This is a genomic window from Vibrio sp. 1151_11, assembly GCF_029478525.1.
GTDB classification, from domain to species: domain Bacteria; phylum Pseudomonadota; class Gammaproteobacteria; order Enterobacterales; family Vibrionaceae; genus Vibrio; species Vibrio anguillarum.
On sequence record NZ_SHMN01000001.1, the window covers coordinates 289684 to 314149 of the forward strand.

Here is a 24466-nt window from a genome sequence, read left to right on the forward strand (position 1 = left end):
ATTTGCATAATCAATTGCGACTAAAATAACAGTTGTCTATTGCTCGTTTTCTGAATCGATTTGCTAAAGAAGTATCTGGGGGCTCTATGGATTTACATGTGGTTGTTCAACCTGCGTTAGTACAAGAAGTGGTTGGTGATGTTATCGCAGCAGATGCCAAAGGTAATGCGCGTAAAGTAAGCGCGGGTGATCAATTAAATAAAGATGAAATCTTAATCACAGTGAATCATTCGTCGGTGACGATACTGTTTAATGGCCAAGCTACCGTAGTCGATCAGAATTGTATTACTTGTTTTAGCAATGCGTCACCAGATTCTGAGAGCTCAGTTGACTTAGTTCAATTTCCGATTGAAGGCGAGATCAACGCTGATCTGAGCTTATTAGACGAGGTGAGTTTTGACGCAGATAATATTGCTGCCATCCAACAAGCCATTTTAGATGGCCAAGACCCGACCCAAATACTTGAAGCAACCGCCGCCGGAGCAGGTGGTGAAGGCTCTGCAAATGCTGGCTTCATCACCATTGATTACAATTTTGCAGAAGTATTGGCGAGTACGTTTTTCGAAACTGCAGGGCGTGATGCTCAGCAATCATTGACTGAAACGAATTTGAGTCCGTTGCGTTTTACCGCTGGGGGTGAATCATTATCAGCGGCATTAGTTGAAGGTTCGCTCTCACTAAGTTCGTATCCACAATCAGTGACGGCAAATGTTTTAATCGCGGCGGGAGATCTGCCACTGGATGCCGCCTCTTTTGTCCCTGAATCCCTTTCATTAGCTGCGCTATTGTCAGAGCTGAATAGCGATATTACTTCGGCTGGGCGAGCGGTAAGCTTTCGTTATGATGCTACGGCTAACCATATTGTCGGTGAACTTGACGGCAGTGAAGTGCTACGGATTGATTTAGTGGCGACGTCTGTCGGTAAAGACATCAACTTAGAGATAGTGACGACCATTAGTCAACCGATTGACCATGTTCCCTCCGTGGGAGGTGGCTTAGTTTCTTTTGCCAATGATCAAATTGCGATTCAATTTGATGTAACCGGTTCTGATGCGGGTGGAAATCCTATTCGCTCGCCGATTTCTATCGCAATCAGTATTGGTGATGGTAATAACCCTGTTATGTCCGATGAACCGTCGACGTCCGTTTATGAGGATAATTTGGCAAATATCGGCTCGGATGCCAGTGCTTCACAGACGATTACCGTTTCAGGACAGTTTGATACCCAATTGGGTTCTGATCAAATTGAAAGCTATCAGTTGGATTTAAGTGCTAATCCGTTGGCGGGGTTAACCTCGGCTGGTGTCGCGGTGCAATTGGCCTCATCCTCGTCATTGAACGGGGTTTATACCTATCAGGCGAGCGCCAATGGCCAGCCTATTTTTGAGTTGATATTAAACCCAGACGGTCGTTACCAGTTTACGTTACAAGGCGCGCTGGATCATCCAGTCAATAGTAATGAGTTATTACTCAACCTTTCGGTATTGGCAACCGATTATGATGGTGATAGATCTGAAAGTGTGCGTTTACCAATCAACATTATTGACGATAAACCTGAAATCATTGGTGTGGATGCGCTCAGCGTTGACGAAGACGATTTAGCGTCAGGCTCAGACAGCAGCAAAGAGCCGTTGTTCGCCGAAGGCTATTTCACCACTACCCAAGGGGCCGATACGGTAGCGAGTTATCAGCTTGATACCAGCATCAACCCCATAGCTGGATTAACCTCGCAAGGTGAAAGTGTGGTATTGGGCGCGGCGACAGTTGATGCCAACGGTAACTACCTCTATCAAGCAAGTACTACCCCAAGCGGTCAGACGGTATTTAGCTTAGTGCTTAACGCAGATGGCAGTTATCGTTTTACCTTACAAGGGCCAATTGACCATGCGCAGGGGAGCGATGAGCTACTGGTGAATTTCAAGGTGGTTGCAACCGACTATGATGGCGACAGCGCCAACATTCTGCTGCCTGTCACCATTCATGATGATCAGCCAATCATCGCGGGTGTGCAAGCGCTCAGCGTTGACGAAGACGATTTAGCGTCAGGCTCAGACAGCAGCAAAGAGCCGTTGTTTGCAGAGGGAATCTTTACCACTCAAAGCGCGGATAAGGTGGTGAGCTATCAGTTGGATACTAGCAGTAACCCGCTTGCAGGCCTAACTTCGCAAGGTGAAGCGGTGAGTTTGGGCGCGGCGACAATCGATGCCGACGGCAACTACCACTATCAAGCTAGCGCTGCACCGAGCGGCAATGCGGTGTTTAGTTTGGTGCTCAATGCGGATGGTAGCTATCGTTTTACCCTGCAAGGTCCGATTGACCATGCGCAGGGGAGCGATGAGCTGCTGGTAAATTTCAAGGTAGTGACAACCGATTATGATGGCGACAGCGCCAACATTCTGCTGCCCGTCACTATCCATGATGATCAGCCAATCATCACCGGCGTGCAAGCGCTCAGCGTTGACGAAGACGATTTAGCGTCAGGTTCAGACAGCAGCAAAGAGCCGCTGTTCGCTGAGGGAGTGTTTACTACTCAAAGCGCGGATAAGGTGGTGAGCTATCAGTTGGATACCAGCAGTAACCCGCTTGCGGGCTTAACCTCGCAAGGCGAAGCGGTGATCTTGGGCGCTGCGACAATCGATGCCAATGGTAACTACCACTACCAAGCCAGCACCACACCCAGTGGCAATGCGGTGTTTAGCTTAGTGCTCAATGCGGATGGCAGTTACCGTTTTACTTTGCAAGGTCCGATTGATCACGCCGCAGGCAGCGATGAGCGACTGGTGAATTTCAACGTGGTGGCGACGGACTATGATGGCGATGCCTCCGATATTCTACTGCCTGTCACTATTGTTGATGACAAGCCAACGATTGTCGGCATTCGCGCCGGTAGCGAACAGAGCGTGGATGAAGATGACTTAGCCACGATTGGTTCTGATCGTTCAGACAGCACCGTTATTGCTGGACATTTTGATGTGATTGACGGTGCCGATGGTATTGTCAGTTATCAATTATCGGATCTTGTAACGCCTGTCGAGAATTTAACGTCCGGTGGTCAAGAGATAGATATCATCCAAATTTCAAGCAGTAATGGTGTCACTGTTTATGAGGCGGTGATTAAGAATACGACGGACGTGGTTTTTCGTCTCACGTTAAATGGCTCGGCCGATAGTTACCAATTTGAACTGCTTAAAGCCATCGACCACCCTACTGCTGCTGGCGAAAATAGTTATATTTTAGATCTTCCTATCACCGCAACCGATAGAGATGGCGATGTTTCAGCTTCAGCGAGTTTGCCAATATCGATTGTTGATGATATTCCAACTTTGCATGATAAAAGCATCACTAGTGTTGAAAATACGGCGATAAAAACAGTCAATTTATTTAGCCAAGACAACAATACCTCGCCGGATACTCAAGGTGCAGATCATGGTGCGATCACTAAATTTGTGGCCGTTGATGAAGCGGGTCGGGATATTCAATTTAGAGAGGCTAACAGCGTAAGTTTAGCTAATGAAGTTCAACTTAACGGAGTAACCAAAACAGTCACGGTTGTCGAAATAAAAAATGGTGTTGAGCGTGATTTAGGCACACTGACGATTACGCCTAACGGTAACGCGACATTTAAACCAGTTGCTAGCCTTGAACATGGTGATGATCCGACCATTTCATTTACTGTCGATGTCACTGCGCAAGACTTTGATGGCGATGCCTCAACCGAACAGTTGAACATCAATATTCTTGATAGAAATGCCACTATCACAGTTGCTAATGTGATTGGCGCTGAAGATGCTGGACGCGATGGCGTCACTATTCCGTTTAGCAACCCCAATCAAATCACTAATAGCCAAGATAACCAGTCGGGTTTAGATACTTCACCGCTTAAAGTGGATTTGCGAGTCAACCTGCACGATTTAGATCGAAACGAATCGCTTGGCGAAGTGAAAATTACGGCCAGTAATGCTCATGGTGATTTTTATTATCTCAACGACTCTGGTGTCTATGTCAAACTAGAGGTCGTCAGTGGACGGTTTGTACTACCGGCTGATGCGGTTGAGCAAAGTCTAACCGGCAGCGTGGCGAAGGTTGAAAACTTGTATTTTGTGCCTGACCGCCACTATGCCAGCGCTGACGGTGGCTTCCAACTTAATATCGCTGTACAAATTTTGAATAATGGCCTGCATGATCATAATGTGAACGGGAAATTGCGCATTGAGGTGGAAAGTGTTGCCGATATTGCGACTTGGAACTCAAGCAGCCAATTTCATTATGATGCAGTAGAAGATAGTGACAATATTACTCTCGATGTTTTAGCGCAGACACAAGATAACAGTACCCCCGAAACAGTCCTGTATGAGATCCGCTTTACTCAAGGTGAAGGTGAGGCGCAGCTAGTTTATGCCGATGGTACGCCGGTTGTAATGAGCTCGGATGCTTCAGGTCACTATTATCTTGTTAGTACGAGTAACATTAACCAAGTACAAGTTGACCCCAATGATAATTTCAGTGGTCAGATCAAACTTGATATCACAGCGATCACGACCGAGCAAAATAACGCTCACGTTGGTAAAGAGAGCGCCCGATCAGAAACGAAAGAAATCGTCATAGATGTTAGCCCTGTTGCCGATATGGGTAGCTTCTCTGTCAATCGAATCAATGTTTTTGAAGATAATGCCGCTACGCAAAATACCGTTGACCCCACCACAGATCACGATCCCTTGTTATTAAGTGAAGTCATTACGATGGCCGGATCCGTTGATTCTGATGGTTCAGAAACACTCTATGTGCGTCTCTCTGATTTTTCAGAAACAGGTGTCACACTGATTTGGTTGGGAGCTGGAGCCAGCGAAATATCCCAAATAACCGATGCCAATGGTCATACTTATTATGAAGTTCCTGAACAATATCTTGACCAAGTTGAAGTGCTACCCCCGTTACATAGTAACGCTGATTTTACCTTCTCTGTTGAAGGGATTATTAAAGATGTGGTCAATCTTTCTACGGGTGCGGTGGCAGATGAAATATCGTTAGGTGCTAAGACGGTTAATGTTTCAGTTAAGGGCGTAGCAGACATTCCAACCATTGATTTTCACTCAAACAGTACTAACACTTGGAATGAATTTAGTGAAAATGGTCTGCAAGTGATTGAAACGACGATTGATGAAAATCAATCCGTTGGCTTTGGCTTTAGTGTGTTATCCGGTGAGCTTGCGGATAATCCAGCGGACAGCTCTGAGTCGATCACCGTTTTACTGTCGAACATTCCAGATGGTGTCAAACTGTATGACAGTGTTGGTAGCGTGATTAACTTGGTATTTGTTGGTTACGATACTGCGCAGCAACCTATTTATCAGGCGAATCTAACTTCAGCGCAGGTTGATTCAGGTATTCGAGTTGAGCCATCTCATTCATCGACCGAAAACATCAACATCAAAATGACCACCATCGTTACTGAAAATGATGGACATACGCGTCAAATTGAGTCGGAAATTCGCATTAAAGTGGCACCGGTGATTGATGTTGTTGACAACTATCAATCACACTCGCTTGGTAACGAGGACAGCCGCATTAATGTTCATTGGCAGCCAGAAGAGGAACAACATCTTGATGCTGATGAATATTTTGCCTCTGTTACACTTTCTGGCTTCCCAGCAGGTAGTACTATTTACGTCGATGGTGTTGTCACGACCTTAGATAGTGACGGCAAGCTCATTTTGACCCCCGCACTGGGACAGAGCGATCAAGATTTCTCAGTGCAAGTGCTGACAACTGGTTACGTTCAAGTTCAGCCACCAGAACACTCCAGTACTGATTTTACCTTGAGCACTGAGATTGTGGTTAAAGAGCAAGACAACGAATACGTCGATGCAATCAATTCTGGCGAAGGTATTGCTTCGAAAGTCATTCATGGCTCTGTTGATGTCACGGTAAGGCCGATAGTTGAAGCTGATGGACAACTGCGTGTTGAAGGCAACGGCGTAGTCATAAACAAAGCTGTCGCAGATGCCTCTGGTGCTATCTACTTTACTATTAATGATGCGGCCGGCGGCGAGCCTGATGCGAACGTTATACGCTTTGATAATGCAGACACTCAATCGACAGAAGGTTACCAATCATTAGAAGTGGTCGACCAACTGGTGGTGCGTTTTAGCAATATTACGCCACAGGTACTTGATCAACTACTGATTACTGGTGCCATTAATAATGGGGATGGTTCATGGACCATTGTTGATGAGCAGAATTTCAGTGTAAAAGCACCGAATGGCCTGACATTAGGTAGTGGTAACGATCCTGATGGTGATGGTTATAACGACATCACTGTGACCATTTTTGCCCAAGTGTATGACCAAGGGGAAGATAGCTCTGAAGCCAAAGTAGTTCGACAAGTGCAATCAGAGATCACCTTGCAATTTCCGCTCACGGCTACGGGCAACAACACGGTAGCGGCTGACATTACTTTAGTTGGCAATGCGGATGATATTGTATTAGGCATCGAAGATAACGCCATTAATTTAGGTCAGCAAATTCAAGATAAATTGATGGTGAGCGCTTCAGGTTTTGATGGTGTAGAAGATGAGCTCAGTATTGTTATCGCGCAAAGTGTATTGCCAGTTGGCGCAAGTTTATCTGGTGGTCATTTTGATTTCGTTGATGGCTTATATGTGTACAAAGGTACCGTGAATACCGATGGCTCGATTTCAGGGTTAGAAAATCTGCATCTGCATCTGCCCGAAGATTACGCTGGCGACTTTAATTTGCCGATCACTTTTGTGACGACAGACACGGCTTCTGGTGACGAAAAAACCCTCAGTACGCAAATCCCGGTGGCAGTTTCTCCGGTGGCCGATGTTCCCGGAACGCATCAACCGCAAGATGATAACATTAACCCTAAAGCGACATTGACTGTGGAAGGTTCGCTTGGGTTAGATGCAAATCATCAGCCGACTTCAAGCTCGTCCGACGTTCCGACCAATGACGGCATAGGGTATGAAGATGGTATTATTCATCTTTCGCTCGACATTGACCTTGCTGATATTCGCAATAGCGCCACGGAAGGGCAAGAGGTGCTGAGCGAAGTCACCTTAACCCTGCAAGGAACCAATATCGGAACCTTTGTTGATGCGCAAGGCCATGATCTCGGTACCAGTATCACTTTTAGTCAGTCTCAGCTACCTGCGGCATTAGACAATGTTTATTTCAAACCCGCACCCAATTATCCGACTGGCGATGATGATAATACCGTCAACATTACTGTGGCGGGGAAAGTGACCGATATCACGCAATTTGATGATACCAATGCCAATGCGTTGGGAGTAGTCAATACCGATGCCGATAAACCATTTACCACACAAGTAAGTTTTGATGTGACGCCAGTGGTAGACGACGTCATTATTTCCAGCGGTGGCAGCAGCAATATTGAAGTGAGCGGTTTGGAAGATGAGTGGATTGTCCTTTCTAAACCGGGTTCCGAATTTACCGTTGATCTGACCGATACAGATGGCTCTGAGGTATTTGTGTCGATCAAGCTTACTGGGGTGCCGACGGATTTTGTCGTGAGTTCTCTCTCTTCTGACTATACCGTGAAAAATAATGGTGGTGGTGAGTGGAGCATTCAGATTAACAACCCAGCACAAACCTCGATCAATTTATCCGATATTGCGATGAAACCGGCGAAGAACTTTAGTGGCGAAGTGGAAATCGGCATCAAGGTCTTTACCCAAGAATCCTTGCTTGGTGTGCCTGTAGAGCATAACGGCAGCTTTAGATTGGATATTACGCCCGTTGGGGATGTGGTGGATGCTGAACCAGTGACTAACGGCGCTGGCGATGAAGGCGTTGACATTGAAATTGATATCAACGCGCAAATTATCGATAAAGCCGATTCGATTGCAGCCGGTGCTAACCATAGTGAAAACTCGCCAGAAACGTTGCGAATTGAAGTTTCCGGGGTGCCAGATGGAGCAAGTATTGCATTGCCTGATGGCACGCTGGGGACTTACATCGGTGGTGGCGTATGGCTGTTGAATGCCGATGCGCAAAGCTTAGATAAACTGATTTTTAATTCTGGTGATTGGCATAAGGACACTTGGGCGGGAGATCTGACGATTAAAGTACAGTCGGTTGATACAGGGCTGGACGGTACTGAACATTTGGGACCTGCGCGTGAGTTTACTGTTTCAGTTGATGTTCAGGCGGTCAATGATGCGCCCACCATTGATACTGCTACGGTCACCACAACGATTGATGAAGAGGCGGGGCAAAAAGTTACCGGCTTGAGTGTGAGTGATGTTGATTACGCTGGATCACATACTAACGACATCATGACGGTAACTTTAAGCGTGAGCGAAGGTCTGCTCAGTGCCGTGATTCCCGCGTTAAGTTCTGTCACGCAGAGCACCAATTTGGCTGGAGAACTTGTCCTACAAGGCACGTTATCGGATATCAACGCACTACTCAATAGCAGCGATCCCGCCAGTGGTGTTTTTGTTGATGCCACCGCGATTGGCAGTGACCAGATTGATCTGACAATTAAAGCCAATGATGGTGGTATCTATGCCGACAATGTTTCTGGTATGGCGTTAGAAGAGACAGAAACCGTCAGTATTGCGGTGACGCCTAAAGCCAATACACCGATATTAACCCTTGATCCGAGCTTTAATTATATGAAGCAGACCTATGTTAGCCAAAGTGTCAGCGCTCAAGGTATTGCATTGCTGGGATTAATCGCTGCATTAACGGATAGCCATGAAGTGTTGTCATTGGAGATCGACAGTCTGCCAAGTGGCGCTGCACTTTCTAGTAGCTCGGGTAGCGTGACTGAGCAAAACGGGGTGTGGATTGTCTCCGCTGATGCTATCGACGGATTACAGGTTCGCGGGCTCGATTTAGGGCAACACACTCTGTCGGTAGCGGCTATCTCAACAGAAACGGATGGTAGCCGTGTAGCTTCTGCATCAATTGATATTGCGATTGAAGTATTGCCTGACGGTAGCACGATTGATCAATCAACGAACGGGGATGATGCGCAATTGCTCGCCGGTAATGTTGGAGCGCAGTTGCTAGGAGGCAGTGGTCATGATCACCTTGAAGGTGGCGATGGTGATGACTCCTTAGTGGGTGGTGGCGGAAATGATACCTTGATTGGCGGGCTTGGTGCCGACATCTTAACCGGGGGAAGTGGCGCTGACATATTTAAATGGACGCTCGATACTGTTGATGAGCAAACCGACACTATCACTGATTTCAACGCTGGTGAAGGTGATGTGATAGATCTCACTGATGTTGTTGCCGATTTACATTTGCCCATGGATCAACTGCTCGTTTCGCTACACACTTCTCATCAGATAGAAGCGAAAGTGATGACCAACACGACGGATGTGGAATTGGAAATTCTGACGGACAATAACGTACATCAAACCATTGTGGTGCAAGATCTTGCCAGCCAATTCAATTTTGATGGCATGGCGTCGATTGACATTGTTGGCTTCTTATTGGACAACAACATTATTAAGCATGACGTTTAAATAAAGAAAAGGGCAGTTAAATAAAGAAAAAGTGCACCCAACGGCTTCAGGCTCAGTTGGGTGCACTTTTTTATTTAGCAGTAAACACACCCCCAGCACTGTATCAGTCTGGGGCATTTACAGTGGGTTAACCAATGACGATTTGGCTCAGCACATAACCTAAACAGCACGCACTTACGACGCCAATTAAACCGACGGACATGAACGAGTGGTTGAAGTAGTACTTACCGATTTTGGTGGTGCCTGTGGTATCAAAGTTGACCGTTGCAATATCTGACGGATAGTTTGGAATGAAGAAGTATCCGTACAATGCGGGCATTAAGCCCACCAGTAGCGCAGGTTCTAAACCTAGCCCGAGGCCTACAGGTAACATCATCACCGCCACTGCGGCTTGAGAGTTCACTACAACCGAAACAATGAATAATGCCAGTGCGAAGGTCCAGTGATGGTCGGTAACCATTTCAACAATGCCTGATTTAAACTGCGGCATCGCATATTGGAAATAGGTATCCGACATCCAAGCAATACCGAAGATCGCAATCGCCGCCACCATACCCGATTTGAATACCACGCCGTTTGGTACATCACGTGGGTCTGTTTTGGTTGCCAGCAAAATGATACCGCCAAAGCAGAGCATCATCATCTGGATAACCACCGCCATACTGATCGGTTTACTGCCTTCAACAATAGTGCGTGTTTCTGGCACCATCGCTAGTACGACTATGGTTAATATCGCACCAATGAAAATCAACACAGAATTACGCGCTGCCGCGGGTAACGTTTCATTTAGCGTTGTCGCGGTTGTGTTTAGGATTTTCTCTTTCCACACCGGATCTTGCAGACGTTCTTGATACTCAGGATCATCATCTAATTCTTTCCCACGGCGCAAGCTGTACAAAGACATCAGCAGCGTACCGAATAAGGTCGCAGGCACAGTGACCAGCAAAATAGAGAGCAAGGTGATCTCGTGTTGAATATTCGACAATTGAGCAAGGTAGTAGACAACGGCCGCTGAGATTGGGGAAGCGGTAATCGCGATTTGCGAAGCAACAGAAGACGCAGCCATTGGACGTTCAGGACGGATCCCATTTTTCAATGCCACATCACCAATGATCGGCATGATGGAATACACCGCATGGCCAGTACCCAGCATAAACGTCATTGCGTAAGTGACGAACGGTGCAATCAAAGTGACATTTTTCGGGTTCTTACGCAGTAAACGTTCTGCCACTTGCAGCATGTATTTCAATCCGCCGGCCGCTTCGAGTATTGAAGCACAGGTGACAACGGCAAGAATGATCAACATGACGGTGATCGGTGGTGATGTGGGTGGCATTTTGAAGACAAAAACTTCAATGACCAAGCCAATACCAGAAACCACACCAAGGCCAATACCACCGTAGCGTGAGCCTATATAGAGCATTAATAGCAGGAATAAAAATTCCAAATACAACATATCTGTTTCCTATCCAAAGGTGTTAATGAAAATATTGTCTAACGTAACGTTAAAAAAAGATGAAACCTTGTTCACACAACCATTTAGCCTATAAATGAAACGACATTAATCAGAGGTTGCTCACGTATTTTATTCAATAAGTAATCAATATGAATAAACAAATGTAACTATTTTGTTGTGCTACAGGGGGGCTGGCGTTAATGATGAAGCTTATTTTCTCGCCGCGTAGGCTATTTGCCGATCGCCAACCCTAATTTAAGATAGCACAAAGGGTACTTAGCTATTGGCCTTTGGGGGTTGGAATGAAATGCATATGAGAAAACTCATCGTCCATTTGGTAGTGCGTAAACCCAAATCGCTGATACAAAGCACCGACGGGGCTACCTTGCAAATAACAGAGCTTACATGGGTATTGAGTCAGATTAGCTTGGTTGACGACCAGTTGTAACACTTGGCTACCCACCCCTCTATTTTGAAAATCTGGCAGAATAAAAAAGCGCGAGAAATAGAGATTTTCATGCTTGCTCTGCAGTAAATAAGTGCCTATTGGTTGGCCATCGGCGCAGATGATGGTTGGTAGACCAGAGTGCCATTCTTGGCGATGTAGCACTTGTTGCAACTCTTCATCCCAGCCAAATATCGCCGTAATACCATCCATTTCTGCGACTTTTTTTAGATCAAAAGCAAATTGATAATCGCTGTCACTTGCGGGGCGAAAGGTTACCTTCATACGCTTATCTTTTTGTTTAATAATACGTTGCTTACCAAGATATCAATCGTCGGCGTATTCATGTGCAATTGAGATAAAACGTTCTTCTATCGCCAAGAAAGCATCAATGACTTCTGGGTCAAAGTGGCGTCCTTTTCCTTCTAAAAGAATGGTTTTTGCATTGTCATGAGGCATTGCTTCTTTATAGATACGCCGGCAAATCAGTGCATCATATACATCAGCAACAGCCATTAAGCGTGCACTGAGAGGGATAGCATCACCTCGTAAGCCCTGAGGATAGCCAGAACCATCCCATTTCTCATGGTGTCCATAGGCGATCTCTTTCGCCATATCGATAAGGTCATTTTTCGCGCCTGACATCTTTTCCGCTTTTTCTAGCGCACGTAGACCTAAGCTGGCATGGCCTTTCATGATCTCAAATTCATCACTGTCCAGTTTTCCAGGTTTTAATAGTATGTTGTCGGCAATACCGACTTTACCAATATCGTGTAAGGGCGCAGCTTTAAAATAGGTATCAATAACATTTGGCGTTAGTTTTTGTTGATACTTTGGCAGTTTAGCCATTTGTTCGGCCAACGCTTTGACGTAATGTTGTGTTCGCAGGATATGGTTACCCGTATCCGGGTCTCTGGTTTCAGCAAGGCTGGCGAGTGCATACACGACCGCGTCTTGCATTTTATCCAACTCATTTGAACGTTTGATCACCTCTTTTTCCAAGTAGCCATTTTGGTTCTTAAGTATGTCTTTTGAGATCTTGTTTTGCAGGTGAGTATCTACTCTGGCTCTTAGCAATGGTACGCTTACGGGTTTGTATACATAGTCAACCGCACCTAACTCAAACCCTAGTTTTTGATCTTCAGGGTTATCTTTTGCGGTCAGAAAAATTACAGGAATATCTTGGGTGTTAGGATTTGCCATGATCTTTTGTATCACTTCAAAGCCTGACATTTCTGGCATCACAATATCGAGTAGCACCAAATCAATGGGAAATTTTTCTAAAATATTAAGGGCCATCGCTCCCGATTTCGCCGCTTTGATATGATACAGGCTTGCTAACCCTTGTGACATAAACGCAAGGTTATCTGGCGAATCATCGACGATTAACACGGTACAATTGTCCAAGTTTTCGATGGGCATGAGTCTTTCCTAATAAAAAATAGCAATTGAGCGGCGAAGGTTGGGTTTAAGTCTAAACTTATCAATAACTATAGCTAATCTCAGCGTTAGTAGAGTGAGAAAATTATTAAGAAGGCGCTTCACATGCGATCCATCCGAACTTTATTCACCGTCTTATTTATTGCTATGGGATTATGTTCCATTGCGATGTTTAGTATCACAGACAAAGTAGCCGCTCTGAGAACTGAGAGCCGACAACTGAACGACGAACTTTACCGTTTCTATCGTCTGTCACAAGAGTTGAAGCAGAGCTCAGATCACTTAACCAAATTTGCCCGAGCCTACGCTTCGACTGGCGATGAAAAGTGGCTCAACCTTTTTAATTATGTGCTGAGCGTCAGAAATGGTTCTGTGCCTTTACCGAAAGGGAATGAGTACGAATTTTGGGATGTCGTTGCACAAAACAAACTACTTGCCCGCTCACTGGGTGGCACACCAGACAACCCTTCGTTACTCGATAGAATGCGTCTTTCGGGCATTGAATCGGTGGAGTTTTTAGAGCTCAAAAATGCGCTTACTTTGTCTGATTCACTGGTGTTACTCGAAAGAGAAGCCTTCATGGCCATCAAAGGATGGAAAAAGAATAGCCAAGGCGAATTTGTCGACACAGGTGAGCCGGATCTGGAATTGGCTCGGGCTATTCTCTATGGTGAGCAATACTTCGCGGAAAAGGCGAAAATTATGCAGGCGATTGGTTCTGCGCATCAATCGATCATGCAACGCATGGAGCAAAACATTCAACGTGCCGATAGCGAAGCGCTGCGTTATGAATGGATAAACTTGGCGTTAGTATTAACCTTACTCAGCGTGATCATCGCCTCCTTTGTTCTGCTGTGGCGTCTTTACATCAATCCGTTAAGTCAGCTACTCAAAACGGTTGTGACTCAAGTCAAACGGGAAGATTACGCTTTTACGATCACTCAAACTGCCTATGCAGAGCTACAACATTTTATCGACAGTTTGAATGTGGTGTTTCATCACATCGCTGAGCAGCTTAGCCAAAATACCTTGCTTAAAGATTTCAATATCATCCTGCGCAAAAACGATTCTACGGACCGTTTGTGTAATGAAGTTACGCAATTCTTACTGCATCAATTTCCTTTGGAAATGGTTGGCATGTACATCTATCAAGAGGGCGTATTAAAACGAGTGGCTGGTGTGGGTTATGGTGAGAACTCGGCCAGACAATACACCGATCCATCATCGACGCAGCTTAGCGTGCTGCTCAGTGGCCAGCCCTATGCGATGAAAGCACTCGATGGCAACTGTCACATTGAATTTAACGGTGGCAAGTTAGTTATTAACGAAGTGTATTATTTGCCGCTGCACGTCAATCAGCATCCTGTCGCTTTACTAGAGCTGGGTACCATCGGGTCGTTGTCGAGTTTGCAATTTCAGTGGTTATCGCAAATGTTGGATGACTTATCGGTCAGTATTCAATTGAGCCAAAACATTGAAATTCAGCGACGAGCCGAGCAGAAAGTACTCGAACAATCTCAACTGAATCAAGAGATCCTCGATGCGACGCCGAACCCCATGTATTGCTTGTCGGCCTTGGGTACGTATCTCACCATTAACGCTAAGTTTATGGATTTAGTTGGCCTGTCGGCCGAGCAAATTATCGGTAAATCGCCGCAAGATATCTTTCAAAATGAAACGGCGACCATTTTTGCCCAAGTACATAAAAGGCTTGGAGAGGAGCAGTCTTCGCAAGATTACGAATTGTCTCTCTATGACGCTTCGCACCACAAAAGAGAGATGTTGGTATACGAAGCTTCTTTCCAAAATAATCGCGGTGAAGTCTCTGGAATTGTCGGAATTTTGCTTGATTTAACCGATCGCAAGCAGATGGAAGAGCAATTAAGAGAAGCTAAAGAGACCGCGGATGCCATGAGCCAAGCCAAAGGCGATTTCCTCGCGAACATGAGCCACGAGATCCGTACACCAATGAATGCCATTTTGGGCATGGCCCATCTAGCGCTCAATACCGAGCTCAATCCTACGCAACAAAAATACATTTCACGGATTAATGAATCGGCGAAAAACTTGCTTGGCATCATTAACGACATTTTGGATTTTTCCAAAATAGAGGCGGGCAAGCTGAATGTTGAGCACATTGATTTTAGCCTTGATGAGGTATTGGATAACCTCACCACCTTAATTTCGCTAAAAGCCCAAGAGAAAAACATCGAGTTTTTATTAGATATCGACCCACACATTCCAGTGGGCTTGGTGGGCGACCCGCTGCGTTTGGGGCAAGTTCTCGTTAACTTATGTGGCAATGCGGTGAAATTTACCGAACAAGGGGAGATCATCGTTTCGGCGCGAGTCGTGGGGCAAAACGACGCCAACGTGACCTTGAAGTTTACCGTTTCTGATACAGGTATTGGCATTGCTGAATCTAACGTAGCCACTCTATTCTCTGCATTTTCTCAAGCTGATAATAGCATTACTCGCCAATATGGAGGCACGGGCTTGGGGCTTAGCATCAGTAAACAGCTAGTCGGATTGATGGGTGGCGACATTCAAGTTCACAGTGAAGAAGGGTCAGGATCCACCTTTGAATTCACGGTTGAGTGTGGGCTGCAAGAAGCCAAAATGCGCGATATCGCTAAGCCACTCAGCGCTCTAGCAGGCAAACGTGCGTTGGTAGTCGATGATAATGACTCGGCGCGTAATATTTTAATGACATTGCTCAATGCGATGCATTTTGAAGCGAAGTCAGTCAGTAACGGTTTTGAGGCGCTAGATGAAATTCGCAATACGCATTTTGATATGCTGTTTATTGATTGGAATATGCCGGGTATGAATGGCATAGAGTTGCTGCAGAGAATGAAACCATTGGGTGTTTTTGATAACACTAAACGATTCCTCGTCACGGCTTATGGCCGAGAAATCTCCTTGGTGGGAGAAAACAGTAAATTAGTCGATGCCTTGATTGTGAAACCTGTGAACCCATCAAATCTCCTTGATGCCATTATGGACAGCTACGGCATCGAGCAATTAAGGCAGAGCCATGAGTATCTTGATCATGATACAAGGCCAACATTTATTGGGCAAAAAGTGCTTTTGGTAGAAGATAACGAAGTGAACCAAGAGGTGGCTTTCGGCCTGTTAGAAAGTACTCAATTGAGCATTGTTCTTGCTAATAATGGACAAGAAGCTTTGACGAAATTGCAGAAAGAAGCTTTTGATTTAGTGCTGATGGATATGCAGATGCCCATTATGGATGGTATCAGTGCGACGAAAGAGATCCGCCAACATGAGGAGTGGAAAACGCTACCGATTGTTGCAATGACCGCCAATGCGATGTCTTCAGATGTCGAGCACTGTTTAAATGCAGGTATGAATGATCATGTGGCGAAACCAATTGATGTACAGCGCTTGTATCAGGTACTGCGCAAATATTTAAAGGCTAATGAAACCACGCCAGTACCCTCTACGGTATTACCGGATCAAGTGAAACTGAGCACTGGCTACCCAGAATTGACGGGTATTGATGTGGAGCAAGCGATTTTCCGAATTGGTGGCAATGCGCAGCGATACTTTGAAATATTGGATCACTTCCTTGCCAGCCAGCAGCAAGAAATAGCGCAATTCCCTAAATTGATTGATAAGGGGCAGTGGGAAGAGGCAGAGCGAGTGATGCACACCCTAAAAGGTTCAGCGGCTAATCTAGGGATTGAGCCTATTGCGCAGCTAGCCAACGAGATGGAAGGGGTAGTGCAGCGACATACGAAACCCGCCATTCAAGATCTCAACACGGTCTCAAAGTTCATGTCTACTTTGTTGGATGAGTTAAGGGATTGGGAGCAGACACAATTATATCCGCAGCAAGAGCACCGTGATATTGCGTTGCTCTACCAACAATTAGTGCAATGTGTTGAAAACTACGATGCTGATGCGATTCATATGATCCACCAAATTAAACAATGCAATTTATGGTCTGACGAGCAAAAGAAAAGTTTGATGCATGCGATTGAAGATTTTGATTTTGAAGCGGCTAAAGAGGTATTGGCTCAGTTGCCAGTACCGACTGAAAAAATAAGTTGAAGTATGATGGTGCTTAAAATTGATGCAATAATTGTGGCGTAAAATTCGACATTTTGGCCATTCTCATCCTATGCTAAGAGCAATAATAACAATGAATAAACAGAAATAATTTCGTTGATAAATGAAGAAGGATACTTTTATGAATATCAACAACACCATGAAGCTCGTGTTTGCTGTCATCGGTATCGGTATTGTCATTAGTGTTGTGACGGTATTACAGCTCAATGGGCTAATGCAACAAGTTGATAATATGGCTCAAGTTCGTTATCAATCTTACCAAGCGGCCGATGAGCTTCGTCAAAGCTCTGATGACTTAACTCGGTTGGGCCGAACTTATGTGGTCAGTGGCGATGAAAAGTATGAAAAAATGTACATGGATATTCTTGATATTCGTAATGGTAAGAAACCTCGCCCGCAGAACTATCACACGATATATTGGGACCTTGTGTTGCAATATGGACAAAAACCTAAAGCAGACGGTAAGAATATCTCTCTCAACCAAATGATGACGGATCTTGGTTTTACTCCGCAAGAGTTTAGTTTGCTCAAAGAAGCTCAAGCTAATTCAGATGGCTTAGTGAACATGGAAGTCAAAGCGATGAATGCTGTTAAGGGGCTTTACCCTGATAGCAATGGCAACTACACCGTTAGAAAAGAGCCAGACCGTAATATGGCGATTTCTCTCTTACACAGTAATGAATACCATCAAGAGAAAGCCAAAATCATGGCTCCGATCGATAAGTTCTTTATTGAATTAGAAAATCGAACCAATAAACAATTCATGGATGCGGCGCAGAAAGTAAAAAGTACGGTATTGATTGGTAATATCTCCTTAATTAGCGTTTTTGTTATTGCCATTATTGGGTATGCCATTGTTAACCGAAAAGTAGTGAAGCCGATTGATACCATGGCTAAATTGCTACAACAAGTAGACAAAAATTCTGATTTGACTTTGCGAGTTGACGATAACAGTCACAACGAACTGGGTATAATCGGCGGCACCATTAATAAGGTGCTTGGGAGTTATGCCACCACCATTAGCAAAATAAACCAAGTAAACCACACCATTTCGGCCATTTCTGAAACGATAAGCGATGTCACCAAACAAAACGTCAAAGTGGCGAATCAGCAAAATCAACAGCTTGAAATGGCGGCGACGGCGATGGAAGAGATGACATCGGCGCTCTCTAGTGTGGCAGAAAGCACCACCATGGCAGAAGAGTATGCGGGCAGCGCGGAAAAAGAAGCCAGTACCAGTAAACAGGTCTTTGATAAAACGACCCATGAATTTGGTGATTTAGAGGGTGAATTTACCAAAACATCCGAGATCATCCAGCAACTTGCGAATGAGTCTAATAACGTTGGTAATGTGCTTGATGTGATTAAAGCGATTGCTGAACAAACCAACCTACTGGCATTGAACGCGGCGATAGAGGCTGCTCGTGCGGGTGAGCAAGGTCGAGGTTTTGCGGTGGTAGCGGATGAAGTACGCTCACTTGCCCAACGAACTCAACAATCGACGGGTGAGATCGAGAGCATGATTTCGATGCTGCAAGAGAAAGCAGAACAATCGACCAAAACGATCCGAGTGAGTGCTGATAAAATGCAGTCAACGCGCTCTAATATGTCGGTGGCGAACGAAGCGCTTGGTACCATCCAAGGATCGGCGATTGAGATCCATAAATTGAATACGTCGATATCGGCTGCGACAGAAGAGCAATTGGCTGTGAGCGACGAAATTTCCAGCAATCTTAGTAACATTAAAGCCCTTTCGGGGGATATGAACGTTGCCATCAATCAACTCGGGCCAGTCGTTGTTGATTTGCAACGTAATGTCGATGAATTAAACAGCGCGATTAAGCACATCCGCACTTAAATTTAATATCCTCCCCTTGCTATTTTTTAGGCTCTCTGTATTGAGAGCCTTTTGTTTGGCAAAATTTTTTATTTACAGAATGATGCACACTTAAGTGGTCATGGTAATACCGCAAGGTAAGCGATACGTTAAAGCTCTTGCTTCGGCTGACTTCTTCTTGCCAAACGTTGCCAAGGTAAAGAGAGCAAAATGAAGATAGTCAGAGCATACAGCATTGACCAGCCTAAGCAGATAAATACCGCAGTGCAGAGGATCAACGAAATCGCCGCCAACAGTTTGTTGATGCCACTGAGCAATTTATAAGCGGCGAACATCGCTAACAAATAAACTAAGACAAAGATTCCATTCGCAAGTTTTAGGAAAAATTCCAGATTGAGACCAGACCATTCACCAAGCAGGCAAGAAGCCATTAATACAACTCCAACAGCAATGGTTGCATTGGCTGGAACGCCGCGGATTGAAATTCTAGCGATTGCGCTTTCTGGTCGATATTGCCTTGCTTGTGCCCACACCATGCGAGATAAGCTTTGCGTGTATAAATTGATGCTCGCAAAGCATGCAAAAAAGCCGATAAGGCTTATCACCGTTGCCAAACTGCTACCAAAAATTTGTTCGCTCAGCCAAGGAATGGAGGTGCTATCAAATTCTGCGCTGCCATACGCACCAAATTTGAGGATGACTACCGAGCATGCCCAATAGGTGATTCCAGCCACAAAGCAGCCGACAATGATCGCGATCGGAAAATCGCGCTGTGGGTTTTTAAACTCTTCTCCCATATGAGCGAACGCTTCAATGCCAACAAAACACCAGAACATCACTCCGAGTGCAGCGCCAATCGGCCAAATACTGTCCGTGCTGAGTGCGGGCATGGTTAAATCTGCAGCACCAACATCGCCTATCCAGAAAAAAGCACCAACTAATACGAAAATGCTCAGCGCAATAACGGTTTGTAACTGCCCGGAAGATTTGGTGCCCGCCAAATTGACCGCAATCAGCAACAGTACGGTTAATACTTGCGCCATCAGCGCCGAGTTCAGTGGCGCAGGGAGGAGTTGTTGAGCAAAGCCTGCCGCCAATGCGACAGCGGCCGGAACGCCGACAGGGATCACGCTGACAAAAAGCCAAGCAACCGAGCGTTCCAACTTAGCGTTAAAAGCTTGGCGGACAAAGTAGGCGGTTCCGCCGGCGTTAGGGTAACGCTTACCCAGAGCGGCAAACGTCAGTGCAATCGGGCAAATCGCCACAAACAGCAGTAGCCATGCCCACAGTGAGAGCTCACCTGCAATCCCAGCGGCAATCGCTGGGATCATAAATAGCCCTGTTCCCATTAAAGTGGTGGAAAGTTGTCCAATGCCAGACAGCAAGGTGATCTCTTGTTTTAACTTATTCACGGCTTCCGTTCCCAAATATCGTTCTGGCGGTTAGCATACGCTGATGCGAAATAATATGCATCTATCTCAGTTTGCCTATGCCCATTGAGTGCAACGGCTCACCTGCAATATCAGGCCGTTTGGGCAGCGCCACATTCAGGTAGCGTTATGCGAGTCATTTCGTTATCGTCATTACCTTAAATCACCGAAACAACAGCGAGAAATCCATGACATTCACCGTTTGGTTATCACTATTTACCATTTGTATTTTAGGCGCGATGTCGCCAGGGCCAAGCTTGGCAATGGTGGCCAAACACAGCCTCGCTGGTGGGCGTAAAAATGGGTTTGCAACGGCGTGGGCGCACGCATTTGGTATTGGTGTCTATGCCTTCATTACCTTAATTGGCTTAGCGGTTGTACTGCATCAATCCCCCTTACTGTTTAAGACAGTAGGCTATGCAGGCGCGTTGTATTTGGCCTATTTGGGTATCAATGCATTACGTTCAAAAGGGGGTGTGGCGGCTAAATTAGAATCGGGTGAGACGGTCAGTGTGTGGCAGTCGGCTAAAGAGGGATTATTGATTTCTCTGCTTAGTCCTAAAATCGCGCTATTTTTCATCGCGTTATTCAGTCAATTTGTCGCCATCGGCAACGAACTGAGTAGCAAAGCCATTATTGTGTTAACACCATTTTTAGTGGACGGGCTTTGGTATACATTCATCACCTTAATTCTTTCTAGCCCAATATTACTCGATAAACTGCGCGCGCGTGCCGTATTGATTGACCGTTTGTCGGGCGTAGTACTGATTGCGCTTGCCATCCGCGTCGTCATGACTCTTTAGCTAATACCCAAAAAACGGGAGGAAATGCCTCCCGCTTCTAATGAGTTTCGCCGTGCCAATGAAAGAGTGCGAATAGGGTTGTTCATCGATAGTGTGCTTGAGTTTTTTCTTCATATTCACCTTCAATAACGTAGCCGCTTTTTGACGTAAAGGTGTAGCGCTTGAGCTGCTTTTCTATACGTTTGCCAGTGATGATCGCTGCAATAGCGAGAGGAATGGCGAGCAGTAAACTCAGCATCAACGCGAAAAACCCTACAATCAGCGCAAATGTAGTCACAATAAATCTATTCATAACCTGTACCTCTTTCTGAATTGAAGCTAGGTTAACGCAGCCAAGATGAATCCAACATGAATGTTGTGTCTCTAATTTTTTGGAGTTGTATGGACGACGTTCATTCCCCCAATAATATTGGGACTCTGACAGATAGTTCAAATTTTGAGTCATTTTGACACCTTGGTGTCTTTATTTGTTATTTTTTGGCAGTCAAATTGACATTGTTGTTGTATGGTTTTTTATTTATTCTTTTTAAAAACAAGTGGTTATATTTTGGCATGTATTATGCCCTAAAGGCTTCGGATAATAAGCGTGATCGACACGCCTCAAATAACTGGAGCTAAAATAATGTTCTGTATTCAATGTGAACAAACCATTCAAACCCCTGTGGCAAAAGGTTGTGCCTACTCTCAAGGCATGTGCGGTAAAACGGCTGAAGTTTCAGACTTACAAGATGTATTAGTGTATTCATTACAGGGCGTCTCTTTTTGGGCCAATTTAGGTCGAGCGTGTGGTGTGATCGATCAAGAAATTGATCAATGGGCTCCCAGAGCCTTCTTTGCCACGTTAACCAATGTCAATTTCGATCCTGAACGTATCCTTGAACTCGTTCAAGACTCCACGCAGTATCGTCAACGTTTGGAAGAAAACGTGAGAGCGGCTGCGGTATTAGTCGGATTTGAATTGCCTGAGCTCTCTGCTGCTGCCAAATTTGAATTACCACAGACCAAAGAGGCTCTGTTGGCCTTTGCACCGATAGCGGCCGTTAACCGTGGGCGTGAAAGCCTACATGAAGATGTGATTGGTTTGCGTTTACTTTGCTTATATGGGTTAAAGGGTGCGGCGGCTTACTTAGAACACGCTCGCGTTTTAGGCCAAAGTGATCAAGCCGTGTACGCTGAATACCACCAAATTATGGCTTGGCTTGGCACTGATCCAACTGACCTACAAGCGTTACTCGATACGGCAATGCAAATTGGTATGGTTAATTACCGCATTATGGAGATGTTAGATATGGGTGAAACCGAAACCTTTGGTCACCCTGAACCTACGAGCGTCAATGTGAAAACGGTAGCGGGTAAGTGCATCTTGGTTTCAGGCCATGACTTGCATGATCTGGAAAAAATTCTGCAACAGACTCAGGGCAAAGGCATTAATGTCTATACCAATGGTGAGATGTTGCCTGCTCACGCTTACCCGCAGCTAAATAAATATCCGCATCTTGTGGGCAACTATGGTAGCGCTTGGCAAAATCAGCAAAAAGAGTTTGCTAACTTCCCCGGTGCAATCGTGATGACATCAAACTGCTTGCTCAACCCGAATGTAGGGCAGTATGCCGACCGCCTATTTACCCGCAGTATTGTCGGCTGGCCGGGTGTGGCACACGTTGAAGGTGACGATTTTAGTGAAGTGATCGAATGCGCGTTAGCCCAGCCCGGTTTTAAACACGATGAAATAGAGCAACATATTACGGTTGGTTTTGGTCGTAATGCATTAATGGCGGCCGCGCCAGCCGTGATTGAACAAGTCAAACAGGGCCACATCAAGCACTTATTCCTGGTGGGAGGTTGTGATGGTGATAAATCTGAACGCAGTTACTACACTGATTTCACAACGCAAGCGCCGGAAGATAGCCTTATTTTAACGTTGGCGTGTGGCAAATTCCGCTTCAATAAAAATCAATTTGGTGACATCAATGGCATACCGCGGTTATTGGATGTTGGCCAATGTAACGATGCGTATTCAGCGATTCAACTGGCACTCGCACTGGCCAGTGAGTTTGATTGCGGTGTGAATGATCTCCCACTGACATTGGTTCTTTCTTGGTTTGAACAAAAGGCGATTGTTATTCTACTGACGCTACTCGCGTTAGGTGTGAAAGGAATTTATACCGGCCCAACCGCACCAGCATTCCTCACCGAAAACTTGATGAAGATTTTGCAACAAGAGTTCGATCTACGAGGAATTACTACTGCTGAGAATGATTTAAAAACGATTTTGGCTGCGTAATCGTCAGCATTAGGCTCTGCGTATTCAGAGCCTAATGCCGCTTAAGATGTTTGAATAAAGCATGATTTGAAAAAAGTATTGTATGAGGGATGGGTATGTCAGCTTGGGCTTACCAAGATGTGCTTGAATTAACTTGCCGCCAAAAATGGGCAGAAACCGAGGAAAGCGTCAGTTTTGAACTGGCCTCGAAAGAAGAGAGCGCCTTTCATTTTAAACCGGGTCAATTTGCAACTTTAGGCTTTGAATTACCAGAAGGCGTGGCGTTTCGTGCTTACTCCATCAGTTCAATGCCACAGCAAAACTTTCTGCGCTTTACGGTTAAACGAGTAGTAGGCGGAAAGGTTTCAAACCATATTGTCGATGCATTGAGTGTTGGCGATACGGTCTCGGTGCTACAACCGCAGGGTGCATTTAACAGTGTAGATTGCGCGCCGAAACGAAAAGTGACACTGATCAGTGCGGGTTGTGGTGTTACCCCTGTGATGGCTATGGCGCAACAATGGCTGCGACAAGGCGACATTGAGATCGATTTTATTCATGTCGCCAAAAGTGTTTCCGACACCATTTATTACGCAGAGCTGCAACAACTGGCACAATGTTATCCGCAGTTTCATTTAAAACTTCTGCTCAAAGAGACGACGGGCAGCTCGCATCAACAAGGGCGGTTGACTCAGGCTTGGTTAGTCCGATTGTGCCCTGATATTGCCGAGCGCAGTGTGTATCTGTGCGGTCCCGTTGGTTTTATGCAAGATGTTAAAAGCTACCTACAACGGCTGAATTTTGATATGGCACACTTCTTTGAAGAGAGTTTTACGCCATCAGTGTATGAAAGCGAAGTGAGCCACCACAAACAAGAGAGCTCAGATCAAGACGAGATTGAGCCTCAGGAGGTGACAGTCAGCACGCCAGCGTTTGCATCATCCGTGACCGTGAAAAAGGGCAGTTTACTGCTCGATGCGTTAGAGAAAGGTAATGTACCAGTGATTGCGGCTTGCCGAAGTGGGATATGCGGATCGTGCAAATGCAAAGTGAAGGTGGGTATAGTCGAGCGTTTGAGCACCGAAACATTAAGCGCACAAGAGATTGAACAAGGCTATGCCTTAGCGTGTTCAAGCACATTAGTTTCGGACGTTGAAATCTCATTGAACTGATCACTTC

Annotated in this window: 11 protein-coding genes; 6 read left to right on the forward strand and 5 right to left on the reverse strand. The window is 45.5% G+C overall.

Annotation, left to right across the window (positions count from 1 at the left end; all coding sequences use genetic code 11):
- Positions 1-86: 86 nt before the first annotated feature.
- Positions 87-9521: a retention module-containing protein gene (locus EXZ60_RS01200; RefSeq protein WP_277435138.1), complete on the forward strand. Its 9435-nt coding sequence runs from the start codon at positions 87-89 to the stop codon at positions 9519-9521.
- Positions 9522-9648: 127 nt separating this feature from the next.
- On the opposite strand, the gene EXZ60_RS01205 is transcribed toward EXZ60_RS01200, so the two are convergent.
- The 3 genes from EXZ60_RS01205 to EXZ60_RS01215 form a co-directional block, all read right to left on the reverse strand.
- Positions 9649-10977, reverse strand: coding sequence for an anaerobic C4-dicarboxylate transporter (locus EXZ60_RS01205; RefSeq protein ID WP_019282634.1), 1329 nt, complete (start codon positions 10975-10977; stop codon positions 9649-9651).
- A gap of 280 nt (positions 10978-11257) precedes the next feature.
- Positions 11258-11707: a GNAT family N-acetyltransferase gene (locus EXZ60_RS01210; RefSeq protein ID WP_010318425.1), complete on the reverse strand. Its 450-nt coding sequence runs from the start codon at positions 11705-11707 to the stop codon at positions 11258-11260.
- Between the two features lie 42 nt (positions 11708-11749).
- Positions 11750-12844: a two-component system response regulator gene (locus EXZ60_RS01215; protein WP_277435139.1), complete on the reverse strand. Its 1095-nt coding sequence runs from the start codon at positions 12842-12844 to the stop codon at positions 11750-11752.
- A 123-nt stretch (positions 12845-12967) separates the two neighbouring features.
- Between EXZ60_RS01215 and EXZ60_RS01220 the strand changes: the two genes are divergently transcribed.
- On the forward strand, positions 12968-16936 hold the full coding sequence (locus EXZ60_RS01220) for a response regulator (RefSeq protein ID WP_277435140.1): 3969 nt from the start codon (positions 12968-12970) through the stop codon (positions 16934-16936).
- A 139-nt stretch (positions 16937-17075) separates the two neighbouring features.
- Positions 17076-18812: a methyl-accepting chemotaxis protein gene (locus EXZ60_RS01225; RefSeq protein WP_064626621.1), complete on the forward strand. Its 1737-nt coding sequence runs from the start codon at positions 17076-17078 to the stop codon at positions 18810-18812.
- A 128-nt stretch (positions 18813-18940) separates the two neighbouring features.
- Here the strand turns inward: EXZ60_RS01225 and yjeH are convergent, their stop codons facing one another.
- Positions 18941-20203: an L-methionine/branched-chain amino acid transporter gene (yjeH, locus tag EXZ60_RS01230; protein ID WP_026027403.1), complete on the reverse strand. Its 1263-nt coding sequence runs from the start codon at positions 20201-20203 to the stop codon at positions 18941-18943.
- Between the two features lie 206 nt (positions 20204-20409).
- On the opposite strand from yjeH, the gene EXZ60_RS01235 reads away from it, so the two are divergent.
- Complete coding sequence (locus EXZ60_RS01235) at positions 20410-21024, forward strand: LysE family translocator (RefSeq protein ID WP_013868407.1); 615 nt, start codon at positions 20410-20412, stop codon at positions 21022-21024.
- A gap of 82 nt (positions 21025-21106) precedes the next feature.
- Here the strand turns inward: EXZ60_RS01235 and EXZ60_RS01240 are convergent, their stop codons facing one another.
- Entirely contained in the window at positions 21107-21316 is a 210-nt protein-coding gene (locus EXZ60_RS01240) for a hypothetical protein (protein WP_064626983.1), read from the reverse strand.
- A 330-nt stretch (positions 21317-21646) separates the two neighbouring features.
- Here EXZ60_RS01240 and hcp point away from each other — a divergent pair, with 330 nt between their 5' ends.
- Both hcp and EXZ60_RS01250 read left to right on the forward strand, forming a co-directional pair.
- The gene (gene hcp, locus EXZ60_RS01245) at positions 21647-23308 is read left to right on the forward strand and encodes a hydroxylamine reductase (RefSeq protein ID WP_017043140.1); all 1662 of its coding nucleotides are present in this window, start codon (positions 21647-21649) and stop codon (positions 23306-23308) included.
- A gap of 95 nt (positions 23309-23403) precedes the next feature.
- Complete coding sequence (locus EXZ60_RS01250) at positions 23404-24459, forward strand: hybrid-cluster NAD(P)-dependent oxidoreductase (protein ID WP_064626622.1); 1056 nt, start codon at positions 23404-23406, stop codon at positions 24457-24459.
- Positions 24460-24466: the final 7 nt, after the last annotated feature.

Bases quoted from the DNA above. Each gene is read 5' to 3' on its own strand.
- EXZ60_RS01200 (WP_277435138.1), top strand. From the start codon at position 87: ATGGATTTACATGTGGTTGTTCAACCTGCGTTAGTACAAGAAGTGGTT.
- EXZ60_RS01205 (WP_019282634.1), bottom strand. From the start codon at position 10,977: ATGTTGTATTTGGAATTTTTATTCCTGCTATTAATGCTCTATATAGGC.
- EXZ60_RS01210 (WP_010318425.1), bottom strand. From the start codon at position 11,707: ATGAAGGTAACCTTTCGCCCCGCAAGTGACAGCGATTATCAATTTGCT.
- EXZ60_RS01215 (WP_277435139.1), bottom strand. From the start codon at position 12,844: ATGCCCATCGAAAACTTGGACAATTGTACCGTGTTAATCGTCGATGAT.
- EXZ60_RS01220 (WP_277435140.1), top strand. From the start codon at position 12,968: ATGCGATCCATCCGAACTTTATTCACCGTCTTATTTATTGCTATGGGA.
- EXZ60_RS01225 (WP_064626621.1), top strand. From the start codon at position 17,076: ATGAATATCAACAACACCATGAAGCTCGTGTTTGCTGTCATCGGTATC.
- EXZ60_RS01235 (WP_013868407.1), top strand. From the start codon at position 20,410: ATGACATTCACCGTTTGGTTATCACTATTTACCATTTGTATTTTAGGC.
- EXZ60_RS01240 (WP_064626983.1), bottom strand. From the start codon at position 21,316: ATGAATAGATTTATTGTGACTACATTTGCGCTGATTGTAGGGTTTTTC.
- hcp (WP_017043140.1), top strand. From the start codon at position 21,647: ATGTTCTGTATTCAATGTGAACAAACCATTCAAACCCCTGTGGCAAAA.
- EXZ60_RS01250 (WP_064626622.1), top strand. From the start codon at position 23,404: ATGTCAGCTTGGGCTTACCAAGATGTGCTTGAATTAACTTGCCGCCAA.